The sequence below is a fragment of the Brevibacillus brevis genome, from assembly GCF_031583145.1.
Lineage (GTDB): Bacteria > Bacillota > Bacilli > Brevibacillales > Brevibacillaceae > Brevibacillus > Brevibacillus brevis_E.
Window position 1 is genome coordinate 5,597,501 of record NZ_CP134050.1, and the last position, 16,273, is coordinate 5,613,773.

Below are 16,273 nucleotides of genomic sequence, written 5' to 3' on the forward strand. Positions count from 1 at the left end.
AAAAATAATGAACAGGATAATAAACGAGGCGGAAACCGCAGTTGCGTCGCCAAAAATTCCTTCGGTGGTGACGTACATGTAGTTTGCAATGTCGCTCAGCGTGTACCCCCGGTGTCCGAAGTCACCGGGCAAGTACGGGCCCACGTATGCGTACACGACAAATATGGCTGCCATCGCCGTCAGCTCCCAGCCGGCTACGCGACGCGACGCTTCCAGCACGAGTATGCACGTAATCGTCGCAAACACGACATCCAGCATCGACGGGATCCCGCCCCGATTCACAATGTCCAGGTAATAGATGAAAATGTAACCTGCGGTGCCTAATGACAGGACGGCCAATACACCATCCAGCAAGGACAGCGTTTTGCGCGACGCCTTTTTCCAGCCAGGATAAAGGATAAAGATCAGGCAGAGGACGATTGCGACATGCAGGGAACGATGCTTTAAGGTCACGAGCGGAACCGCATAGGCAGCGTACATGTGGTACAGGGCGAAAGCGACCGCAATAGCCGAAACCAGAACAGTCGGCCATTTCTTCGTAAAAACGCGGTATCCCGCTTCCTTGTCGTACTCCTGCAGGATGGCCTGCGCCTTGCTTTCATTGCTGCGGATCTCTTCTTCATTCGGCAGTTGATCGTGCGCGTTCATTCACTCATCACTTCCTCTCTTCCAATCCGTGTATATACAGGTACCACCAAGGGTACCAACTGACGGACAGCTCCAGCGAGGTACCCAGCGGCAAAACTTCAGACAGCTTCCAACTGGCATTCCCCACCGTCAGCGTGTAATCGTCGCGCGTGATCAGGTACAAGACGGTATCTCGACGCTCATTCAATCCGGAGACGGTAATCCAGCCATTTTGAACAGTCACACGCACAGCTTTCCGATCGGGAAAGTCGGCCGGGACACCTGCCCCGAACGAGCGGAAGGAGGTCTCGGACAGTTCCATTTGCGACAGGCCGGACAACCGATACGTTTCGCGCCATGGCGTCAATTCCACGGAGTGAACCCACCCGACCGTAAACGTGTCCTGAAGACGCAGCGGCACTACGCCGATCACAGCCTGACGCTGAAAGTCGCGTAGCTGCAAATAAGGATGGGGCCCTGCCAGGATGAGCCCCACGATCAGCAGGAGGAATATACGAGCCAGCCATTTTTTCATGATGTACCCTCACCTCCTGCCTGTCCCCTCGAATCGTCCGCCCCTTGAAAGCCAGCCTAGTTCAAGGCGCCGACTTCCTTGTAGTATTTTTCTGCACCTGGATGAAGCGGAACGACGAGATTTTTCCCCGCTTCCTTCACATCGATTTCATTGGCTGCGTTGTGCGCTGCCTTCAGCGCAGGCATTTCGTCGAAAAACGTCTTGGTCAGCTTGTAGACCTGATCGTCGGACAGGTCGCTCCTCACCAGCAAAATGTTGCGAATCGCGGCCGTCTGGATCGGCTGGTCGTTTTTATACAGGCCAGCCGGTATTTCCGCCGAGACGAAGAACGGGTACTGCTGCGCCATTTTGTCCACATCTTCTTTTTTGATCGGCACGATCTCGACGTCTTTGGTTGTACTAAGGTCAATGACGGTGGAGTTGGGCAGACCCGAAGTGACAAAGGCGGCGTCTATCGTGTTGTTTTTGAGCTGTTCAATGGCCTCCGCATACGAGAGGTAGTCCGCTTTGATGTCGTCGTACGTGATGCCGTGACCGGCCAGCACCATGCGCGCATTGACTTCCACTCCGGAGTTCGGCGCTCCCACGCCGACGCGCTTGCCTTTCAGATCGGCGACGGACTTGATATTCCGATCCTTGAGCGTCACGATCTGCACGTAGTTCAAGTACAGACCCGCCATGGCCCGCAAATCCTTGATAGCCCCGCCCTCCTTGAAATTTTCCTGGCCGGCGTAGGCAAACGTCGTCACGTCCGACATGACAAATGCCACATCCGCTTTCTTCGCCTTGATCAGGTTGATATTTTCCACAGAGGCTCCCGTCGATTGCACGGATGCGTTGTAGCCCAGCTTGTCCTTGTAGATTTTGGCCATCGCGCCGCCAAGCGTGTAGTAAGGCCCGGAGCTTCCTCCAGTGGCGATCGTCAAAAATTTTTGCTCGGCTCCTCCGCCCGACGTCGCTTCCCCTCCTTGCGGCGCAGCTCCCGGCGCTGTTGCAGCCCCGCCACCACAAGCCGAAACGGTCAATACGAGCAATACAGATGACAGGACCGTCAGCATCTTTCTTTTCAACACCTTTCATTCCCCCTTTATGTTTCTGAAACCGCTTACAACATTTGCTGAAAATGCAACTTCTGTGCCAATTCCGAAGTGGAGGAAGCTACCCGTCATGTCGGCACCCGCCAATAAAAATCCGGCAAAAAAATCCCCTTCCGTGAGGAAATTTTTGCCGGTTCCCTTTTATTCCGTTTCCAAATACTGCTTCAGCTTTTGCCGCAGTCCCCGTTCGCTGATCCCCAGCTGATCGGCCGTTTTCTTGCGATGCCCCCCGTTTCTCTCCAACGCATGCAGGATGATCCTCCGTTCCGCTTCTTCCAAGGTAATGCCGCCCGGGATCGTCACGCCGTCCGGCTCAAGCGGACGTTCTTGTCCCTCTCGCTTGCTTCCGGTCAGGGCAGGCGGCAGGTCTTCTACCGTAATCAGCTCCCCTTGGGACAGCGCAACCGCGTACTCGACGATATTGGACAGTTCCCTGACATTCCCGGGGTACGAATAAGCGTACAGCCGTTTTTTGGCCTCGGGAGTAAAGGCTTTCTCCCGCTTCCCCATGCTCAGCGTGCATCTCTGCAAAAAGTAGTCGATCAGAACCGCCACGTCCTCCATCCGCTCCCGCAGCGACGGCGTGCGAATCGGGATGACATTGAGGCGGTAAAAGAGATCTTCCCGAAAGGCTCCTCGGGCCACCTCCTCCTCCAATTGCCGGTTGGTCGCCGCGATGATGCGGATATCGACCTCTTTTGGCTCATAGCTGCCCAGCGGAGTCACGACTCTGTCCTGAATGACCCGCAGCAGCTTTGCTTGCAACGAGAGCGGCAATTCTCCGATCTCGTCGAGAAAAACCGTGCCGCCGTGGGAGCGCTCGAACAACCCCTTCTTGCTTTGATAAGCGCCGGTAAACGCCCCCTTTTCGTGCCCGAACAGCTCGCTTTCCAGCAGAGGCTCGGGGATCGCCGCGCAGTTGATCACGGAAAAGGGAGCCGCAGCGCGATTGCCTTCGAAGTGGATGGCCCTCGCCACCAGTTCTTTGCCTGTCCCGCTTTCCCCCGTGATCAGGATGCTGGACGGTATATCCTTCACTTTTTCGATCAGTGCGAACAGTCTTCCCATGACAGGGCTCTTCCCGATGATTCCGGCGTACGACTGCTGCTGTTTGACGGCTTCGCTGAGCACTCGCACCTGTTTGTGCAAGGCTTGAAATTCCAGCGCCTTCGCCAGCAGCAGCTTGACCTCATCGACGTGCAGAGGCTTGGTCAAGTAATGGTACGCTCCGGCTTTGATCGCCTCCACCGACGATTCGATCGTTCCGTAGGCTGTCATCATGATGACGGTCAGCTCGGGCCGGACAGCCTTGAGCCGGGGCAACAACGCGAGCCCGCTCGTCTGTCCCAGGCTTTGGTCCAGCAGCACGCAATCGATTCGCTCTGCCTGAACCATTTCCAACGCCGCATGGGCATCCGTCGCTGTCCAAACCACGTAGTCGTCTTCAAGCGCAAACGAGAGCGATACGCAAATCGAGGGTTCATCATCGACAATCAACAAGTGCTTCATCGCTGGCCTCCTGTTCAAACCTCAAGGTAAAAGTCGTGCCCGACCGCTCGACGCTGCTCACTTCCAGGCGAGCCCCGTGCTCCCGCATAATCTTTTGGCTGACGTACAGGCCGAGGCCGATCCCTTGGGCTTTGTTCGTATAAAACGGCTCAAACAGCTTGTCCAGCTGCTCCGGCAAGATGCCTTCACCCGTGTCCGAAACCGCCAGCCACACTCCTTTGGCATCCGCACCCGCCTGGATGATCAGCCGTTTTTCCCTGCTGGCTCCCATCGCTTCCAGCGCGTTTAAGACCAGGTTGATCAACACTTGCTTGAGCCTGGCTCTATCCACTGCAATCGTCAGCTGTTCCGGCACATTCACCCGCACCGCGATTTGCTCGGTTTCCAATCGTCTGGCAAATAGGCCAAGAACGGAATCGACGAGCTCTTTCACCCGGGTGTGCTGCATCTGGAGAGGTCTGGTGCGGGAATAATCCAGCAAATCCTCGAGAATCCGGTTCATCCGCTCCATTTCCTCGGGCATGTACCGGAGCATCTCTGTGCGAAAACGCGGGTCGTCTATCTTTTTCGGCAGCAGCTCGACGAAAGTCTTGATGGCTGTTAACGGATTGCGCAGCTCATGAGCGATCCCCGCCACCAGCTGTCCGAGCGCACGCAATTTCTCCTGGTCGACCAGCCGCGCTTGCATCCGTTTTTGTTCGGTCCGATCCTGCAAGGTGACGATCCACCCGACATGCTCCTGTGCCGCATTGGAAAACGGCGCCATGTAAAAGTGGTACACTTGCTGCGCGTCCCGGTCCCAGTAAAACTCATCCTCGTACTGCCTGCGTCCGTCCGCCGCAGCCGCTTCCCACGGCAGCTGCGGCAAGACGGAGGCGATATGCCTGCCGATGGGATCGCCCCGCAGCGACAGCATCCGCACCGCGACCTGGTTGACCAGCGTGATATGCCCATGGACGTCGAGGGAAAGGATCGAGCTCTCCGTGTGGTCCAGAACTTTCCGCTGGAAGGCCAGGACATCCGCCAAAGCTCCCGTCTGCCTTCTGACCTCTGCCTGCAGCCGCTTATTCCACGTGTAAAAGGTGGCGAGGGAAATAATCCCCACTGCCAAGACGATGAGCAGTCCCGCTACGACCTTGCGCCACCAGTCCGTGAGATGAGGGGAGTACGGCTCGAAAAATTTGCTGTACAGCCGGGTGTACGTCCCGTCGCGATACAGCTGATTCAACCCTTCATTGAGGGCCCCGATCAGCTCCCCATGCCCGTCTCGGACCGCGAAAGCGTAGTCGGTCGGATTGATCAGGCCGGATCGCATCGTAAAATCATCCCAGCGGTTTTCTTTTCGCAGCAGGTACTCAGCCGTCCAGCGATTGCCGATAAACGCGTCTGCCCTTCCGCGAAGGAGATTCGACAGCGCCTCCTGCTGGCTGAAGGAGACGATCATTTTGACTCTTCTGACACTTTCCAACAGATCCATGCTCGAATGCCCCCGCTGGACAGCCACCACTTTCTCCGACAATTGATTGAGTGTATAGATGCCGCGATCGGTGGCAGGGACGAGAAGCACCTCCGACATGGTAAAAAACGATTCGCTGAAGTCGAACAGCTCATCGTACCGGCTCGTGTATTTCATGCCGAGGAGCACATCAACTTCCCCGTTTCGGAGGGCATCCACTGCCTCCTCCCAGTCGAGCGGTACATACTCCAGCTCCCAGTTGTTGTGGCTGGCGATGGCTTGGATCAGCTCGATGTTGAAGCCGGATATTTCTCCGTGTTCATCCACGGACGAAAAAGGGGGCAGCGCTTTGTCTAAAGCAACGCGCACGACTTTTTGTTCGGCTTGCGCAGCGACGGGAAACGAGCAAAGCAAGCAGCTGCAGATGACTAGCCATATCCACGATCTTTTCCGCATACCCATGTCCACTCTTCCCCCCTTGTCCGAACTGGCCAGCTCACCGCTGCCCCAAACTGATCCTCGCATAGAAAAGCCCCCCGCGGCGGCAGGGGACGAAGGTTTTTACGCTTTGCCAAGAAACTCTTCCCGTAAGAGCCCCATCACGATCGTATCGTAATATTGGCCATCCACGTACTCGTTCTGACGCAGACGCCCTTCCAAGACGAAGCCGCATTTTTCATAAGCGCGGATCGCGCGCGTATTGCCGCTCCACGTATCCAACTGCACCCGGTTCAGATTCAGCTTGAGAAACAGAAATCGGAGCAAGACCTGAAGCGTATCGGTTCCGTACCCTTTGCTCCAGTAATTCTTATCCATGATAGCGATGCCGATGGTGGCAGTGCGCGTAATCGGATTGACATCGCGATAAGAGCAGCTGCCGATATGAACGCCTTCACGTGTATAAACCGAAAAATGCGATCGTTTTTCCGAAGCTTTTGGCTGAATATTCTCATCATACGCAGCGTACAACGTATCCAGCGAGACATTGCCGTAGGACGCCGCCGATGAACCCGCAGCCCATGTGACTGCCTCTTCATCGTTCCGCCAAACGTACTGTCTTTCCATATCTTCTCTGCTAACCGGCCGCAGTTCGACCAACTTTCCTGTATACATGCAGACTTCTTCCTTTCGATAGAGAATGAGCATATGCGTCGCGTCGAATGCATCTCTTTCTTTTCACCATGGTCACCACGCTCCTCGAAAGCAAGATGCCCTAATCATAACAAAAAAGCCACTCTCTGGTAAAGAGAGCGGCCTTCGCACGCAAAGCGGTCAGCGGCGGCTTTGGAGCTCAGCCAAGACCTGGTCCAGCGGCAGCTTTTGTTCCCGCAAGAGCACCAGCAGGTGGAAAATCAGGTCCGACGCTTCGTAGCGCAGTTCCTCGTGGCTGCGGTTTTTCGCGGCGATGATGACCTCAGCGGCTTCCTCGCCCACCTTTTTCAAAATTTTGTCGACGCCTTTTTCAAAGAGGTACGTCGTGTAGGAGCCTTCGGGGCGCTCTGCTTCCCTGGCGGCAATCAACTGCTCGAGCTCTCCGAGAATGGCAAAGCGATCGGCCTCCGATGAACCGGCAGTCTCCGCTGCTCCCTCCACCAGCTCCCCGGCAAAGCAGCTGTAAGCACCCGTGTGGCAGGCCGGACCGTTTGGTACCACCTGCACGACCAGGGCGTCACTGTCGCAGTCCGGGCGGATGGACACGATTCGCTGTGTATTTCCGGAAGTAGCGCCTTTATGCCACAGCTCCGCACGCGAACGGCTCCAGAACCACGTCTCCTTCGTCTCCAGCGATTTTTGCAGCGATTCCTTGTTCATGTACGCGAGCGTCAGCACTTCCTTGCTGACGGCATCCTGCACAATGGCGGGAATGAGGCCATTTTCGTCAAATTTCAATTGTTCCCACAGGGTCTCTGCTGTCATGGCCGCACTACAACTCCTTTGGTCTGGAGATACTCTTTCACCGCTTGGATCGAGGTCTCCTCATAATGGAAAATGGATGCCGCCAAAGCCGCGTCCGCTTTTCCTTCTGTCAGCACATCGTAAAAATGCTCCCGGGCTCCCGCGCCGCCGGAGGCAATCACCGGAATGCCTACCGACTCGGATACCCGTCTGGTCAGCTCGATGCCAAAGCCCTTCTTCTCGCCGTCGTCGTCCATGCTCGTCAGCAGGATTTCCCCCGCGCCCAATGCCTCGGCTTCCTGGGCCCATGCCACGACGTCTCTTCCCGTAGCATTGCGTCCGCCGTGGGTGTACACTTCCCAACGATCCCCACCCACGTTGCGGGCATCGATCGCGACGACGATACATTGCGATCCGAAAACAGTCGCCCCTTCGCCGATCAGCTCCGGCCTCAGCACGGCCGCTGTATTCAACGAGATCTTATCGGCTCCGGCCCGCAATATGCGCCTCATGTCATCGACGCTGTTGATTCCGCCGCCGACCGTAAACGGGATCGTGATGTTGGCAGCGGTGCGTTCAATCACGTCCACCATCGTCTTGCGGCCCTCATGCGAAGCGGAAATGTCGAGAAATACCAGCTCGTCCGCCCGCTGCTCGCTGTATTTTTTGGCGAGCTCCACCGGGTCTCCCGCATCGCGCAGCCCGACGAACTGTACGCCTTTTACGACCCGTCCGTCTTTTACGTCCAGGCAGGGAATGATTCGTTTTGCCAGCATTTCACACACGCTCCCCCATGCGATTCAGCGCCTCATCCAAGGAGAACGCCTCTGTATACAGGGCCTTTCCGACGATGGCACCGGAGACTCCGTCCTTTTCATGAGCGGACAGCGCAAGCAGATCGTCGAGGCTGCTGACTCCGCCGGATGCGATGACCGACTTGCCTGTGGCAATCGCCAAGGCCGTAATTTCCTCCACATTGGGGCCGGTCAGCGTGCCGTCCCTTGCGATGTCGGTGTAAATGAAGGTCTCCGCTCCGTACGACACCAGCCGTTTAGCCAGCTCCGTGGCGGATACATCCGTCGTGTTCAGCCAGCCGCGCGTAGCGACCATGCCGCTTCTGCAATCGAGTCCAATCGCGATTTTGTCCCCGTACGTCTCGAGAATGCGACGGGTAAACGGCTCGTCTTCGATGGCCGCCGTCCCGACGATGACCCTCGCTACCCCCGCTTGCAGGTAATCCGCGATCTGCTCCTCGGTCCGGATACCACCGCCCACCTGCACGGGGACCGGGATGCTGCGGGCGATTTCCTTGATCAGCTCGGCATTGGCAGGCTTGCCTTCCTTCGCCCCGTCCAAATCGACCAGATGCACCCAGGAAGCGCCTTGCGCGACCCACCGCTTCGCCATTTCCACCGGAGAGTCGGCATACACCGTCTCCTGCTCGTAATCCCCCTGGAACAGCCGAACGCATTTTCCCCCGCGTATGTCAATGGCCGGATAAATGAGAAAGCTCATGCCAATACCCCCTCGCACTGTACCGCGAAATTTTGCAGCAGACGCATCCCCGTCTCTCCGCTCTTCTCCGGGTGGAACTGCATGCCGTATACGTTCTCCCGTCCGACGATGGCCGTCACATCCTGGTGATAGTCGCTCGTTGCCAGCAAGATGTCCGGGCTTCCTACCCGCACATGGTACGAGTGCACGAAATAGACGTAGTCGCCGGTCTGTACGCCGTCGAGCAGCCAGTGGCTTTGCGCAAGGGTGAGCTGGTTCCAGCCCATGTGGGGAATCTTGTACTCTCCACCGGCAAAACGAACCGCTTCTCCATTCAGGAGCCCAAGCCCGATGTGCTCGCCATGCTCTTCGCTTTTCCCGAACAACAGCTGCATGCCGAGGCAAATGCCGAGGATCGGACGTCCGGAAGCTGCATAGTCGTGAATGGCCTGTTCCAGCCCCAGCTCCCGAATATTCGCGACAGCATCTCCAAACGCTCCCACGCCGGGGAGAATCAGTCCGCTGCATTCATCCAGACGCTCCGGCTGGGAGACGAAATCATAGGAATAGCCCAGACGCTCCAGCGCCTTGCTCAAGCTGAACAAATTCCCCATGCCGTAGTCGATAATGCCGATCATGTCACAAAACCCCTTTGGTAGACGGGACCCCTTTGACTCTCGGGTCGATCGTCGTCGCTTCGTCCAGCGCGCGGCCCAGCGCCTTGAAGATCGCTTCAATCATATGATGGGTATTGTGCCCATAGTGCAGGATTACGTGCAGGTTGATCCGCGCTTCCAGGGCGAACTTCCAGAGGAACTCATGGACGAGCTCCGTAGGGAATTGCCCGACGACGTTGGAAGGGTAAACCGCCCGGTACTCCAGATGCGGCCGGTTGCTGATGTCGATCACGACCTGCGCCAGCGCGTCATCCATCGGGACGAAGGCGTTGCCGTAGCGCTTGATGCCCTTTTTGTCGCCCAGCGCCTCACGCAGCGCATGCCCCAGGCAAATGCCGATGTCCTCCACCGTGTGATGGTAGTCGATTTCGATGTCGCCCTTCGCTTTGACGTTCAGATCAAAGTGTCCATGCCGCGTAAACAGGTCCAGCATGTGATCGAGAAATGGAACGCCGGAGTCCTGCTTGCTCTCCCCCGCGCCGTCGATTCCAAAGGAAAGGGCAATCTGGGTCTCATTGGTGTTGCGTTCGATTCTGGCTTCGCGCTTTTGCAGCTCACTCATCCGTTTTCACGCTCCTGCTCTTCGCTATCAAAGTCCCGCAGACGTTCGGCAATCGCCCGTCCGTGTGCCGCCAGCCCTTCCTGCTCGGCCAGCGCTACGATTTTATGTCCGTTCTCCCGCAAGTCGCGCTTGGAGTAGGAGACGACGCTCGATTTTTTGATGAAGTCGTCGACCGAGAGCGGCGAGGAGAAACGAGCCGTCCCGTTGGTCGGAATGACGTGGTTCGTCCCCGCGAAGTAATCGCCGACCGGCTCCGAGCTGTACGGCCCGAGGAAGATGGCCCCGGCATTCTCCACTTTTCCCAAGTGCTCGAGGGGATCCGCAATCATGATTTCCAGGTGCTCCGGCGCGATCCGGTTAATGGCGGCGAAGCCCTCTTCCAGATCGTCGACCAGCAGGATCGCTCCGAAATTGCGCACGGCCGCCTCTGCAATTTCGCGGCGCGGCAAGTCAGCCAGCTGGCGCTCGACCTCGCCTGCCACTTCTTCCGCTACCTTTCGCGACGTAGTCACGAGGACGGCCGCCGACATCGGGTCGTGCTCCGCCTGTGACAGCAGGTCCGCCGCTATGTAGCGCGGATTGGCGGTCTCGTCGGCCAGGACGGCGATCTCGCTCGGTCCCGCCACCATATCGATGCTCACCAGGCCGAATACTTCCCGCTTGGCCAAAGCGACGTAGATATTGCCCGGGCCCACGATCTTGTCAACCGCCTTGATTTGCTCCGTCCCGTAGGTAAGGGCCGCAATCGCCTGCGCTCCGCCTACCTTGTACACTTCCTTCACGCCGGCGATCTGCGCCGCCACGAGAATGGCCGGATTGACTTTGCCATCCCGTCCGGGCGGAGTCGTGATGACGACTTCGGGCACTCCGGCGATTTTGGCAGGAATGGCGTTCATCAGGACGCTGGAGGGATAGGCGGCGGTTCCGCCCGGCACGTACAAGCCCGCGCGTCTGAGCGGCCGCACGATCTGCCCGAGCAGCGTCCCGCTCTCCTTCGTCGTAAACCAGGACTGGCGCACTTGACGGCTGTGGAAATCACGAATGTTCTCTGCCGCTTCCTCCAGAGCCGCCTTCACTTCCGGCGATACCTGCGCGCTTGCCTCCGCAAACTCTTCTTCGGTTACCAGAAACCGCTCCAGGCGCACGCGATCGAATCGCTCCGTATATTCCCGCAGCGCCTCGTCTCCCCGCGCCCGCACCTCGGCAAGGACGGCTCTGACTGTTTCCTGCTGCTCTCTCGTGCCGGCGTCCACCGACCGCTTTCCATCGAACTGACTGGCTGACATGATGCGCATCGCTTGCGTCACCTCTCCACTTTTTCTCTATGCTCGTTTCGGAATGACTTCGAGGAACTTGCCCGCGATGTCATCCACTGCTTCGCTTTTCATCCGGTAGCTTGCGCGATTGGCAATCAGCCGCGTCGTGATCTCGCAAATGTGCTCGAGCTCCACCAGCCCGTTTTCCTTCAATGTCCGCCCCGTCGATACGATATCGACAATGCGGTCCGCAAGTCCAATCATCGGCGCCAGCTCCACAGAACCGTTCAGCTTGATGACCTCCACCTGCTGACCTTGCTCGCGGAAGTAACGGGAGGCGATCTTCGGGTATTTGGTCGCCACCCGCGGCGCGTCTGTCGGCTTCCAGTCCGGCATCCCGGCCACCATCATCCGGCAGTACCCGATCTGCAGGTCCAAAAGCTCGTAAACATCCCGCTCTTCCTCCAGCAAGACGTCCTTTCCTACCACACCCACATCGGCCACGCCGTATTCCACGTAGGTGGGCACATCAGTCGGTTTTGCCAGGATGAATTCCAGCCGGGCGTTCTCCACAGGGATCACCAGCTTGCGGGAATCTTGCAGCTCTGCCGTCACCTGCAAGCCGGCCTGCTGCAAAAAGTGGACGGCCTCTTCAAAAATCCGCCCTTTCGGCATCGCGATCGTCAATTTTTGCGAGTGATCGGAAAAAGCCATGTCCTATTCCTCCTGTGTCGTCAAGCAGATGATTTTGCTGTACGCCGCCCCTTGGGCTGCATCTGCCTCCGCCTGATTGTTCACGAGCCGCGTCACGACTACCAGTCCGTCTTCCCGGAGCAATTGCGCCTCCGCCAGCGCCTCCGTCCGCTTGTCTTCCGTGTAGCATAGCAGTACCCGGTTGCGAGGTTCGGTTTCCACAGCCGGCGTCACCTGCAGCAGGCGGTCCATCTTGATGGCAAAGCCCGTCGCATGAGCCGGACGGCCAAACTGGGCCAGCAAGTGATCGTATCGTCCCCCGCCGAGCAGCGGTGAGCCCAGATCAGCGGCGTAGCCTTCAAAAACCACGCCCGTGTAGTAGTTCAGATTGATGATCAAATTGAAGTCGAGCAGCAAATCATCCGTGACGCCGTACGCCTCCAGCGATTCCCACAGAGACGCGACGGTTTCTACTGCCCGTCTCGCTTTCCCGTTTTCCGTGAGCTTCCGTGCCTCCTCGATCTTCCCTTTGCCGCCGCGAAGCCGCAGCAGCGCTTCCAGACGTTCCTTGGCGCTGGGAGAGAGGTCGAGAGTAGACAGCAGCTGGCGAAATCCGACGAAGTCCCGCTCCGCTAAATGCTGTCGGAACTGGTTGCGGATCGACTCGTCAGCGATCCATTCATCCAGGAGGCCATCCACAAAATCCACATGTCCGATGGCGATGCGGAACGTCTCCACCCCTGCAGCCCGCAAGCAAAAGACGGCCAGCGCGATCGCCTCGGCATCCGCATCGACGGACGCATCTCCGATCAGCTCAATTCCGGTTTGGAAAAACTCGGCGTTCCGCCCCGCTTCCTTTTCCTGCGCCCGGAACACATTGGCCTGATAAAACAAACGGATGGGCAACGGTACATCTTTATATAAAGAGGAGACGACGCGGGCGATCGGCGCTGTCATGTCTGGTCGGAGTACCACCGTATGTCCCTGTTTGTCCAGCAAACGAAACATCCGGTCCGTCAGCGTCGCGCTGGCTGCCCCTACCGTGTCGTAGTATTCCAGTGACGGCGTAGAGATTTCTTCGTATCCCCACGGCTCGATGCACTGGCGCAGCGCCCGCTCCAAATGCCGTTGTTTGGCCAATGAATCCGGCAAAATGTCCCGCATCCCCAGCGGCTTTTCAAATCCCAACGGCTTTGCCATCGTACTTCCCTCCATCTCATGTGCTTTACTCTGCTAATATGGTAACAAGTTAAAGTATTATGAAGAAGAGTACCACGTTCGTTCCCTGTGGTCAACACAGATAAGAATAGTCAAAAAATTCGATATTGGTCTACCTTCCTTCCTGAAAGTAACAAAAAAGGAGTGTCCGCCCAATGCAGCAGACACTCCCTAGTATGACCTTCTCTCCGTTGTTTGTTGCTATTCCCGCTCTTCTCCCGAGGCATTCCCGCTGCGGATGAGCTGCATGGGATTTCCTCCGACAAACGCCCCCGGCGGCACGTCCTTGTGCACGAGCGTTCCCGCGGCAACAATGGCGCCTTTTCCAATCGTCACCCCCGGCAGGATGGTAGTGTTGGCCCCGATCAACACTTCATCCTCGATGCGCACTTCGCCGAGCCGGTACTCCTTGATCAGATATTCGTGGGCGAGAATCGTCGTGTTGTAGCCGATGACGCAGTTGCGGCCGATTTTGATCAGCTCGGGGAACATCGTGTCCATCATGACCATCAGGGCCACTGCCGTGTGCTCTCCTACTTCCATTCGGAGGAAAGTGCGGTACAGCCAGTTTTTCCAGGACAAAAACGGCGTATATCTCGCCAGCTGAATCACGAGGAAGTTTTTCATGACCTTCCAAAAGCTCACCGTCCGATACATTTGCCACAGCGGGTTCGCCCCTTGGACGGAGTAGCGCGTCGTATTTCTCATGAGAGGGTCTCCTTCTTGCTGATTCTACAAATCGGCATCGGCATCTTCGAGGATGGCATCCGACTGCTTGCGGGAGAAGTGAACAGCTGCGTTGTACCCCATCCGTTTCAAACGGAAGTTCATCGCCGCTACTTCGATGATGACTGCCAGATTTCGGCCGGGACGGACAGGTACGGTGATGATCGGAATATCGGTATCCATGATCTTCAGCGTCTCTTCATCCAGCCCGAGGCGCTCGTACATTTTTTGCGGTTCCCACAGCTCCAGCTGCACGACCATCTCGATATTTTTCACATTGCGTACGGCTCCGGCTCCGAACATCGTCATGACGTTGATGATGCCTACGCCGCGGATTTCCAGCAAGTGCTGAATCAGCTCAGGCGCGCTTCCGCTCAGCTGCCCTGCTTGTGTCTGGCGAATTTCGACGGCGTCGTCCGCCACCAGCCGATGACCGCGCTTGACCAGCTCCAGCGCCGCCTCACTCTTACCGATCCCGCTGGAGCCCATGATCAGGACGCCCACACCGTAAATATCCGTCAAGACGCCGTGTATGGTCGTCGTCGGGGCCAGGCGGTTTTCCAGGAAGTTCGTCATTTTTCCTACCAGTGTCGTGGTAGCGAGAGGAGATTGGAGGACAGGCACACCGCGCGCATTCGACACTTCTATCATTTCTTCCGGAACAGGCTGATTGCGAGTCACGCAAAAGCAAGGCGTCTGCCCCTGCATGAGGAAGTTCATTCTCTCCAGGCGCTTCTCTCGATTCAATGTCTGAAAGAAGTTGATTTCAGTCAGCCCAAAGAGCTGGATCCGCTCTTCCGCGTAGTATGAATAATAGCCTGCAAGCTGCAAACCGGGTCTGCTGAGATCGGTTACGGTAATTTCCCGTCCCAAGCCTTCTTCGCCACTGAGGATGGCCATGTTGAAGTGCTCGGCGAGATGACTAACATTGGTCTTGCGCATGAGAGTTCCCCCTACCTTGGGATTTCCGTCCCTTTTGTGTACCCCTATTGTATCGAATAGGCAACAGTGGCGACAACCACCGAGGTCCGAATCCAGACCGGGATAATTGTCGTATCATTTACATTTTTCGCGTTATTTTTTAAGATAGAAAATGTATTGGTCTCAGACGCCGCATGGGTTACAGTAAATTTGACATCATTTGCACTCCGAATTTCGGACTGAGGGGAGGCAACACCTTGGATTTTCTACTTCGCTTTGTACTCGTGGACATACCTGAAGCCTTCTTGCTGCTTACGATCGGACTTGCCATGTTCAACCACTCGGTATTCGAAAAAAAGAAGCAAGCGCTCATTTTCAGTCTGCTTTATTCGATTGCCGGCGAAGTCCTGTCGTTTTTGGAAGTCTCCTATCAGCCAAAAATTTTGCTCATGTTTTTGCTTTTCACCCTGACTGTTTTTCTGCTCTACCGATTCCATCTGCTTAAGACGGTCTTTCTCGGAATCGCAGCCATTTGCACGCTGATCATCAACGAATCCATTGTCATCATGATCTATAATATTCAGCACATTTATTGGGAAGAGATTCTTTCCACGACGATGCAGACGGTTACCATCCGGTCTATTTACCTGGGCATCTTCCTGTTTATCGCTGCAATTCTGCGGTTCACGAAGTTTGATGTCCATCGGCTGCTGCCGGAAAACCGCTACAACCGCTACCTATTTTTACTGGTGCTCGTGGGTAGTGTCGAGTTTCTCTTAATCTTGTTTTTAAATACGTCTTACTTCCTAAAAGATAACAACTCACAATTCCTTACATTTTATTTGCCAAAGTTCCAGCTCTTGTTTCAGCTCCTGATTCTCGCTTTTTTTATTGTCATTGTCATCCTCTTTCGGATTTATTTAAATTTGACGATCAATCGCGTGGAAGAAGAGACAGAAACTCCCTACTTAAACAGCATCCACGATCTGGTCACCGCAATTCGTTCCATCAAGCACGATGCCTTGAACCATTACACGGCAATCAACGGATTTTTAAAAACAGGGTACGTGGACCTGGCGAAAGAATACGTAGGGCAGCTTTTGCAAGAGACCGTCACCGTAGAAAAAACGGTCGACTCCAGCTCGCAAGAACTGGAAACCGTCAAAAACCCGGCAGTCTCAGCGCTGCTACAATCCAAAATGGAAGTTTGCCTGGCGGAACGCATTCATTTGTCCATGAACATCCGAACCGTCAGCCAGCTCTCTCAGTTGAAGACCTATGATTTGATCAAGGTTCTGGGCAATCTGTTTGACAACGCGATTCGAGCCACTTCGTACGAGTTGGAAGAAAACCGTTTTATCCGTTTTGAATGGGGCCAGAGCGAGGGAGAGCATTACCTGGTGATCGAGAATAGCGGTCCGACCATCCCGCAGGAAAAGCTCTCCAGCATTTTTCAGTCCGGATACACCACGAAAAAGGACGGAGATGGCGGGCTCGGGCTGGCAATCGTCCGAACGGTCACCGATCGTTATGGCGGAAAAATTCAGGTCCGCTCGGAAGATGGGATCACCAGTTTCCGCATTTCCTTTCTCAGCCGTTAATGTTT

17 protein-coding genes (1 of these 17 only partly in view) are annotated in these 16,273 nt (G+C 56.1%); 1 reads left to right on the plus strand and 16 read right to left on the minus strand.

The window, feature by feature from the left end; genetic code table 11:
- The 16 genes from RGB73_RS27670 to hprK form a co-directional block, all read right to left on the minus strand.
- A protein-coding gene (locus RGB73_RS27670; protein WP_310766408.1) for a TRAP transporter permease crosses the window boundary here: on the minus strand, window positions 1-648 show its 5' end (the start). The gene continues 1,320 nt to the left of window position 1, outside the view; the window shows 648 of its 1,968 coding nt (coding positions 1-648); the start codon lies at window positions 646-648; its stop codon lies beyond the left edge, outside the window.
- Between the two features lie 7 nt (window positions 649-655).
- Entirely contained in the window at window positions 656-1,162 is a 507-nt protein-coding gene (locus RGB73_RS27675) for a DUF1850 domain-containing protein (RefSeq protein ID WP_310766411.1), read from the minus strand.
- A gap of 56 nt (window positions 1,163-1,218) precedes the next feature.
- Window positions 1,219-2,220: a TAXI family TRAP transporter solute-binding subunit gene (locus RGB73_RS27680; protein ID WP_396136240.1), complete on the minus strand. Its 1,002-nt coding sequence runs from the start codon at window positions 2,218-2,220 to the stop codon at window positions 1,219-1,221.
- Window positions 2,221-2,400: 180 nt separating this feature from the next.
- Window positions 2,401-3,768 carry a sigma-54-dependent transcriptional regulator gene (locus RGB73_RS27685; RefSeq protein WP_310766416.1) on the minus strand — a complete coding sequence of 456 codons (1,368 nt, stop codon included), beginning with the start codon at window positions 3,766-3,768 and terminating at the stop codon, window positions 2,401-2,403.
- Complete coding sequence (locus tag RGB73_RS27690) at window positions 3,743-5,749, minus strand: transporter substrate-binding domain-containing protein (RefSeq protein ID WP_310766418.1); 2,007 nt, start codon at window positions 5,747-5,749, stop codon at window positions 3,743-3,745. The genes RGB73_RS27685 and RGB73_RS27690 overlap by 26 nt, the downstream gene beginning before the upstream one ends.
- Window positions 5,750-5,785: 36 nt before the next feature.
- Window positions 5,786-6,337, minus strand: a complete 552-nt coding sequence (locus RGB73_RS27695) for a GNAT family N-acetyltransferase (protein WP_310766421.1) — start codon at window positions 6,335-6,337, stop codon at window positions 5,786-5,788.
- Window positions 6,338-6,496: 159 nt separating this feature from the next.
- Entirely contained in the window at window positions 6,497-7,141 is a 645-nt protein-coding gene (hisIE, locus tag RGB73_RS27700) for a bifunctional phosphoribosyl-AMP cyclohydrolase/phosphoribosyl-ATP diphosphatase HisIE (RefSeq protein ID WP_310766424.1), read from the minus strand.
- The gene (gene hisF, locus RGB73_RS27705; RefSeq protein WP_310766425.1) at window positions 7,138-7,896 is read right to left on the minus strand and encodes an imidazole glycerol phosphate synthase subunit HisF; all 759 of its coding nucleotides are present in this window, start codon (window positions 7,894-7,896) and stop codon (window positions 7,138-7,140) included. The genes hisIE and hisF overlap by 4 nt, the downstream gene beginning before the upstream one ends.
- A gap of 1 nt (window position 7,897) precedes the next feature.
- Window positions 7,898-8,635, minus strand: coding sequence for a 1-(5-phosphoribosyl)-5-[(5-phosphoribosylamino)methylideneamino]imidazole-4-carboxamide isomerase (gene hisA / locus RGB73_RS27710; RefSeq protein ID WP_310766428.1), 738 nt, complete (start codon window positions 8,633-8,635; stop codon window positions 7,898-7,900).
- On the minus strand, window positions 8,632-9,252 hold the full coding sequence (gene hisH, locus RGB73_RS27715) for an imidazole glycerol phosphate synthase subunit HisH (protein WP_310766430.1): 621 nt from the start codon (window positions 9,250-9,252) through the stop codon (window positions 8,632-8,634). Before hisH ends, hisA begins: the two co-directional genes overlap by 4 nt.
- A 1-nt stretch (window position 9,253) precedes the next feature.
- Window positions 9,254-9,853, minus strand: coding sequence for an imidazoleglycerol-phosphate dehydratase HisB (hisB, locus tag RGB73_RS27720; RefSeq protein WP_310766433.1), 600 nt, complete (start codon window positions 9,851-9,853; stop codon window positions 9,254-9,256).
- Entirely contained in the window at window positions 9,850-11,148 is a 1,299-nt protein-coding gene (gene hisD / locus RGB73_RS27725) for a histidinol dehydrogenase (RefSeq protein ID WP_310766435.1), read from the minus strand. Before hisD ends, hisB begins: the two co-directional genes overlap by 4 nt.
- 27 nt (window positions 11,149-11,175) lie before the next feature.
- On the minus strand, window positions 11,176-11,823 hold the full coding sequence (gene hisG / locus RGB73_RS27730; RefSeq protein WP_310766438.1) for an ATP phosphoribosyltransferase: 648 nt from the start codon (window positions 11,821-11,823) through the stop codon (window positions 11,176-11,178).
- A 3-nt stretch (window positions 11,824-11,826) separates the two neighbouring features.
- Complete coding sequence (locus RGB73_RS27735) at window positions 11,827-13,002, minus strand: ATP phosphoribosyltransferase regulatory subunit (RefSeq protein ID WP_310766441.1); 1,176 nt, start codon at window positions 13,000-13,002, stop codon at window positions 11,827-11,829.
- A gap of 219 nt (window positions 13,003-13,221) precedes the next feature.
- On the minus strand, window positions 13,222-13,728 hold the full coding sequence (locus tag RGB73_RS27740; RefSeq protein WP_310766443.1) for an acyltransferase: 507 nt from the start codon (window positions 13,726-13,728) through the stop codon (window positions 13,222-13,224).
- A 24-nt stretch (window positions 13,729-13,752) separates the two neighbouring features.
- Complete coding sequence (gene hprK / locus RGB73_RS27745; protein ID WP_310766446.1) at window positions 13,753-14,688, minus strand: HPr(Ser) kinase/phosphatase; 936 nt, start codon at window positions 14,686-14,688, stop codon at window positions 13,753-13,755.
- A 236-nt stretch (window positions 14,689-14,924) separates the two neighbouring features.
- Here hprK and RGB73_RS27750 point away from each other — a divergent pair, with 236 nt between their 5' ends.
- The gene (locus tag RGB73_RS27750; RefSeq protein ID WP_310766449.1) at window positions 14,925-16,268 is read left to right on the plus strand and encodes a sensor histidine kinase; all 1,344 of its coding nucleotides are present in this window, start codon (window positions 14,925-14,927) and stop codon (window positions 16,266-16,268) included.
- Window positions 16,269-16,273 lie beyond the last annotated feature (5 nt).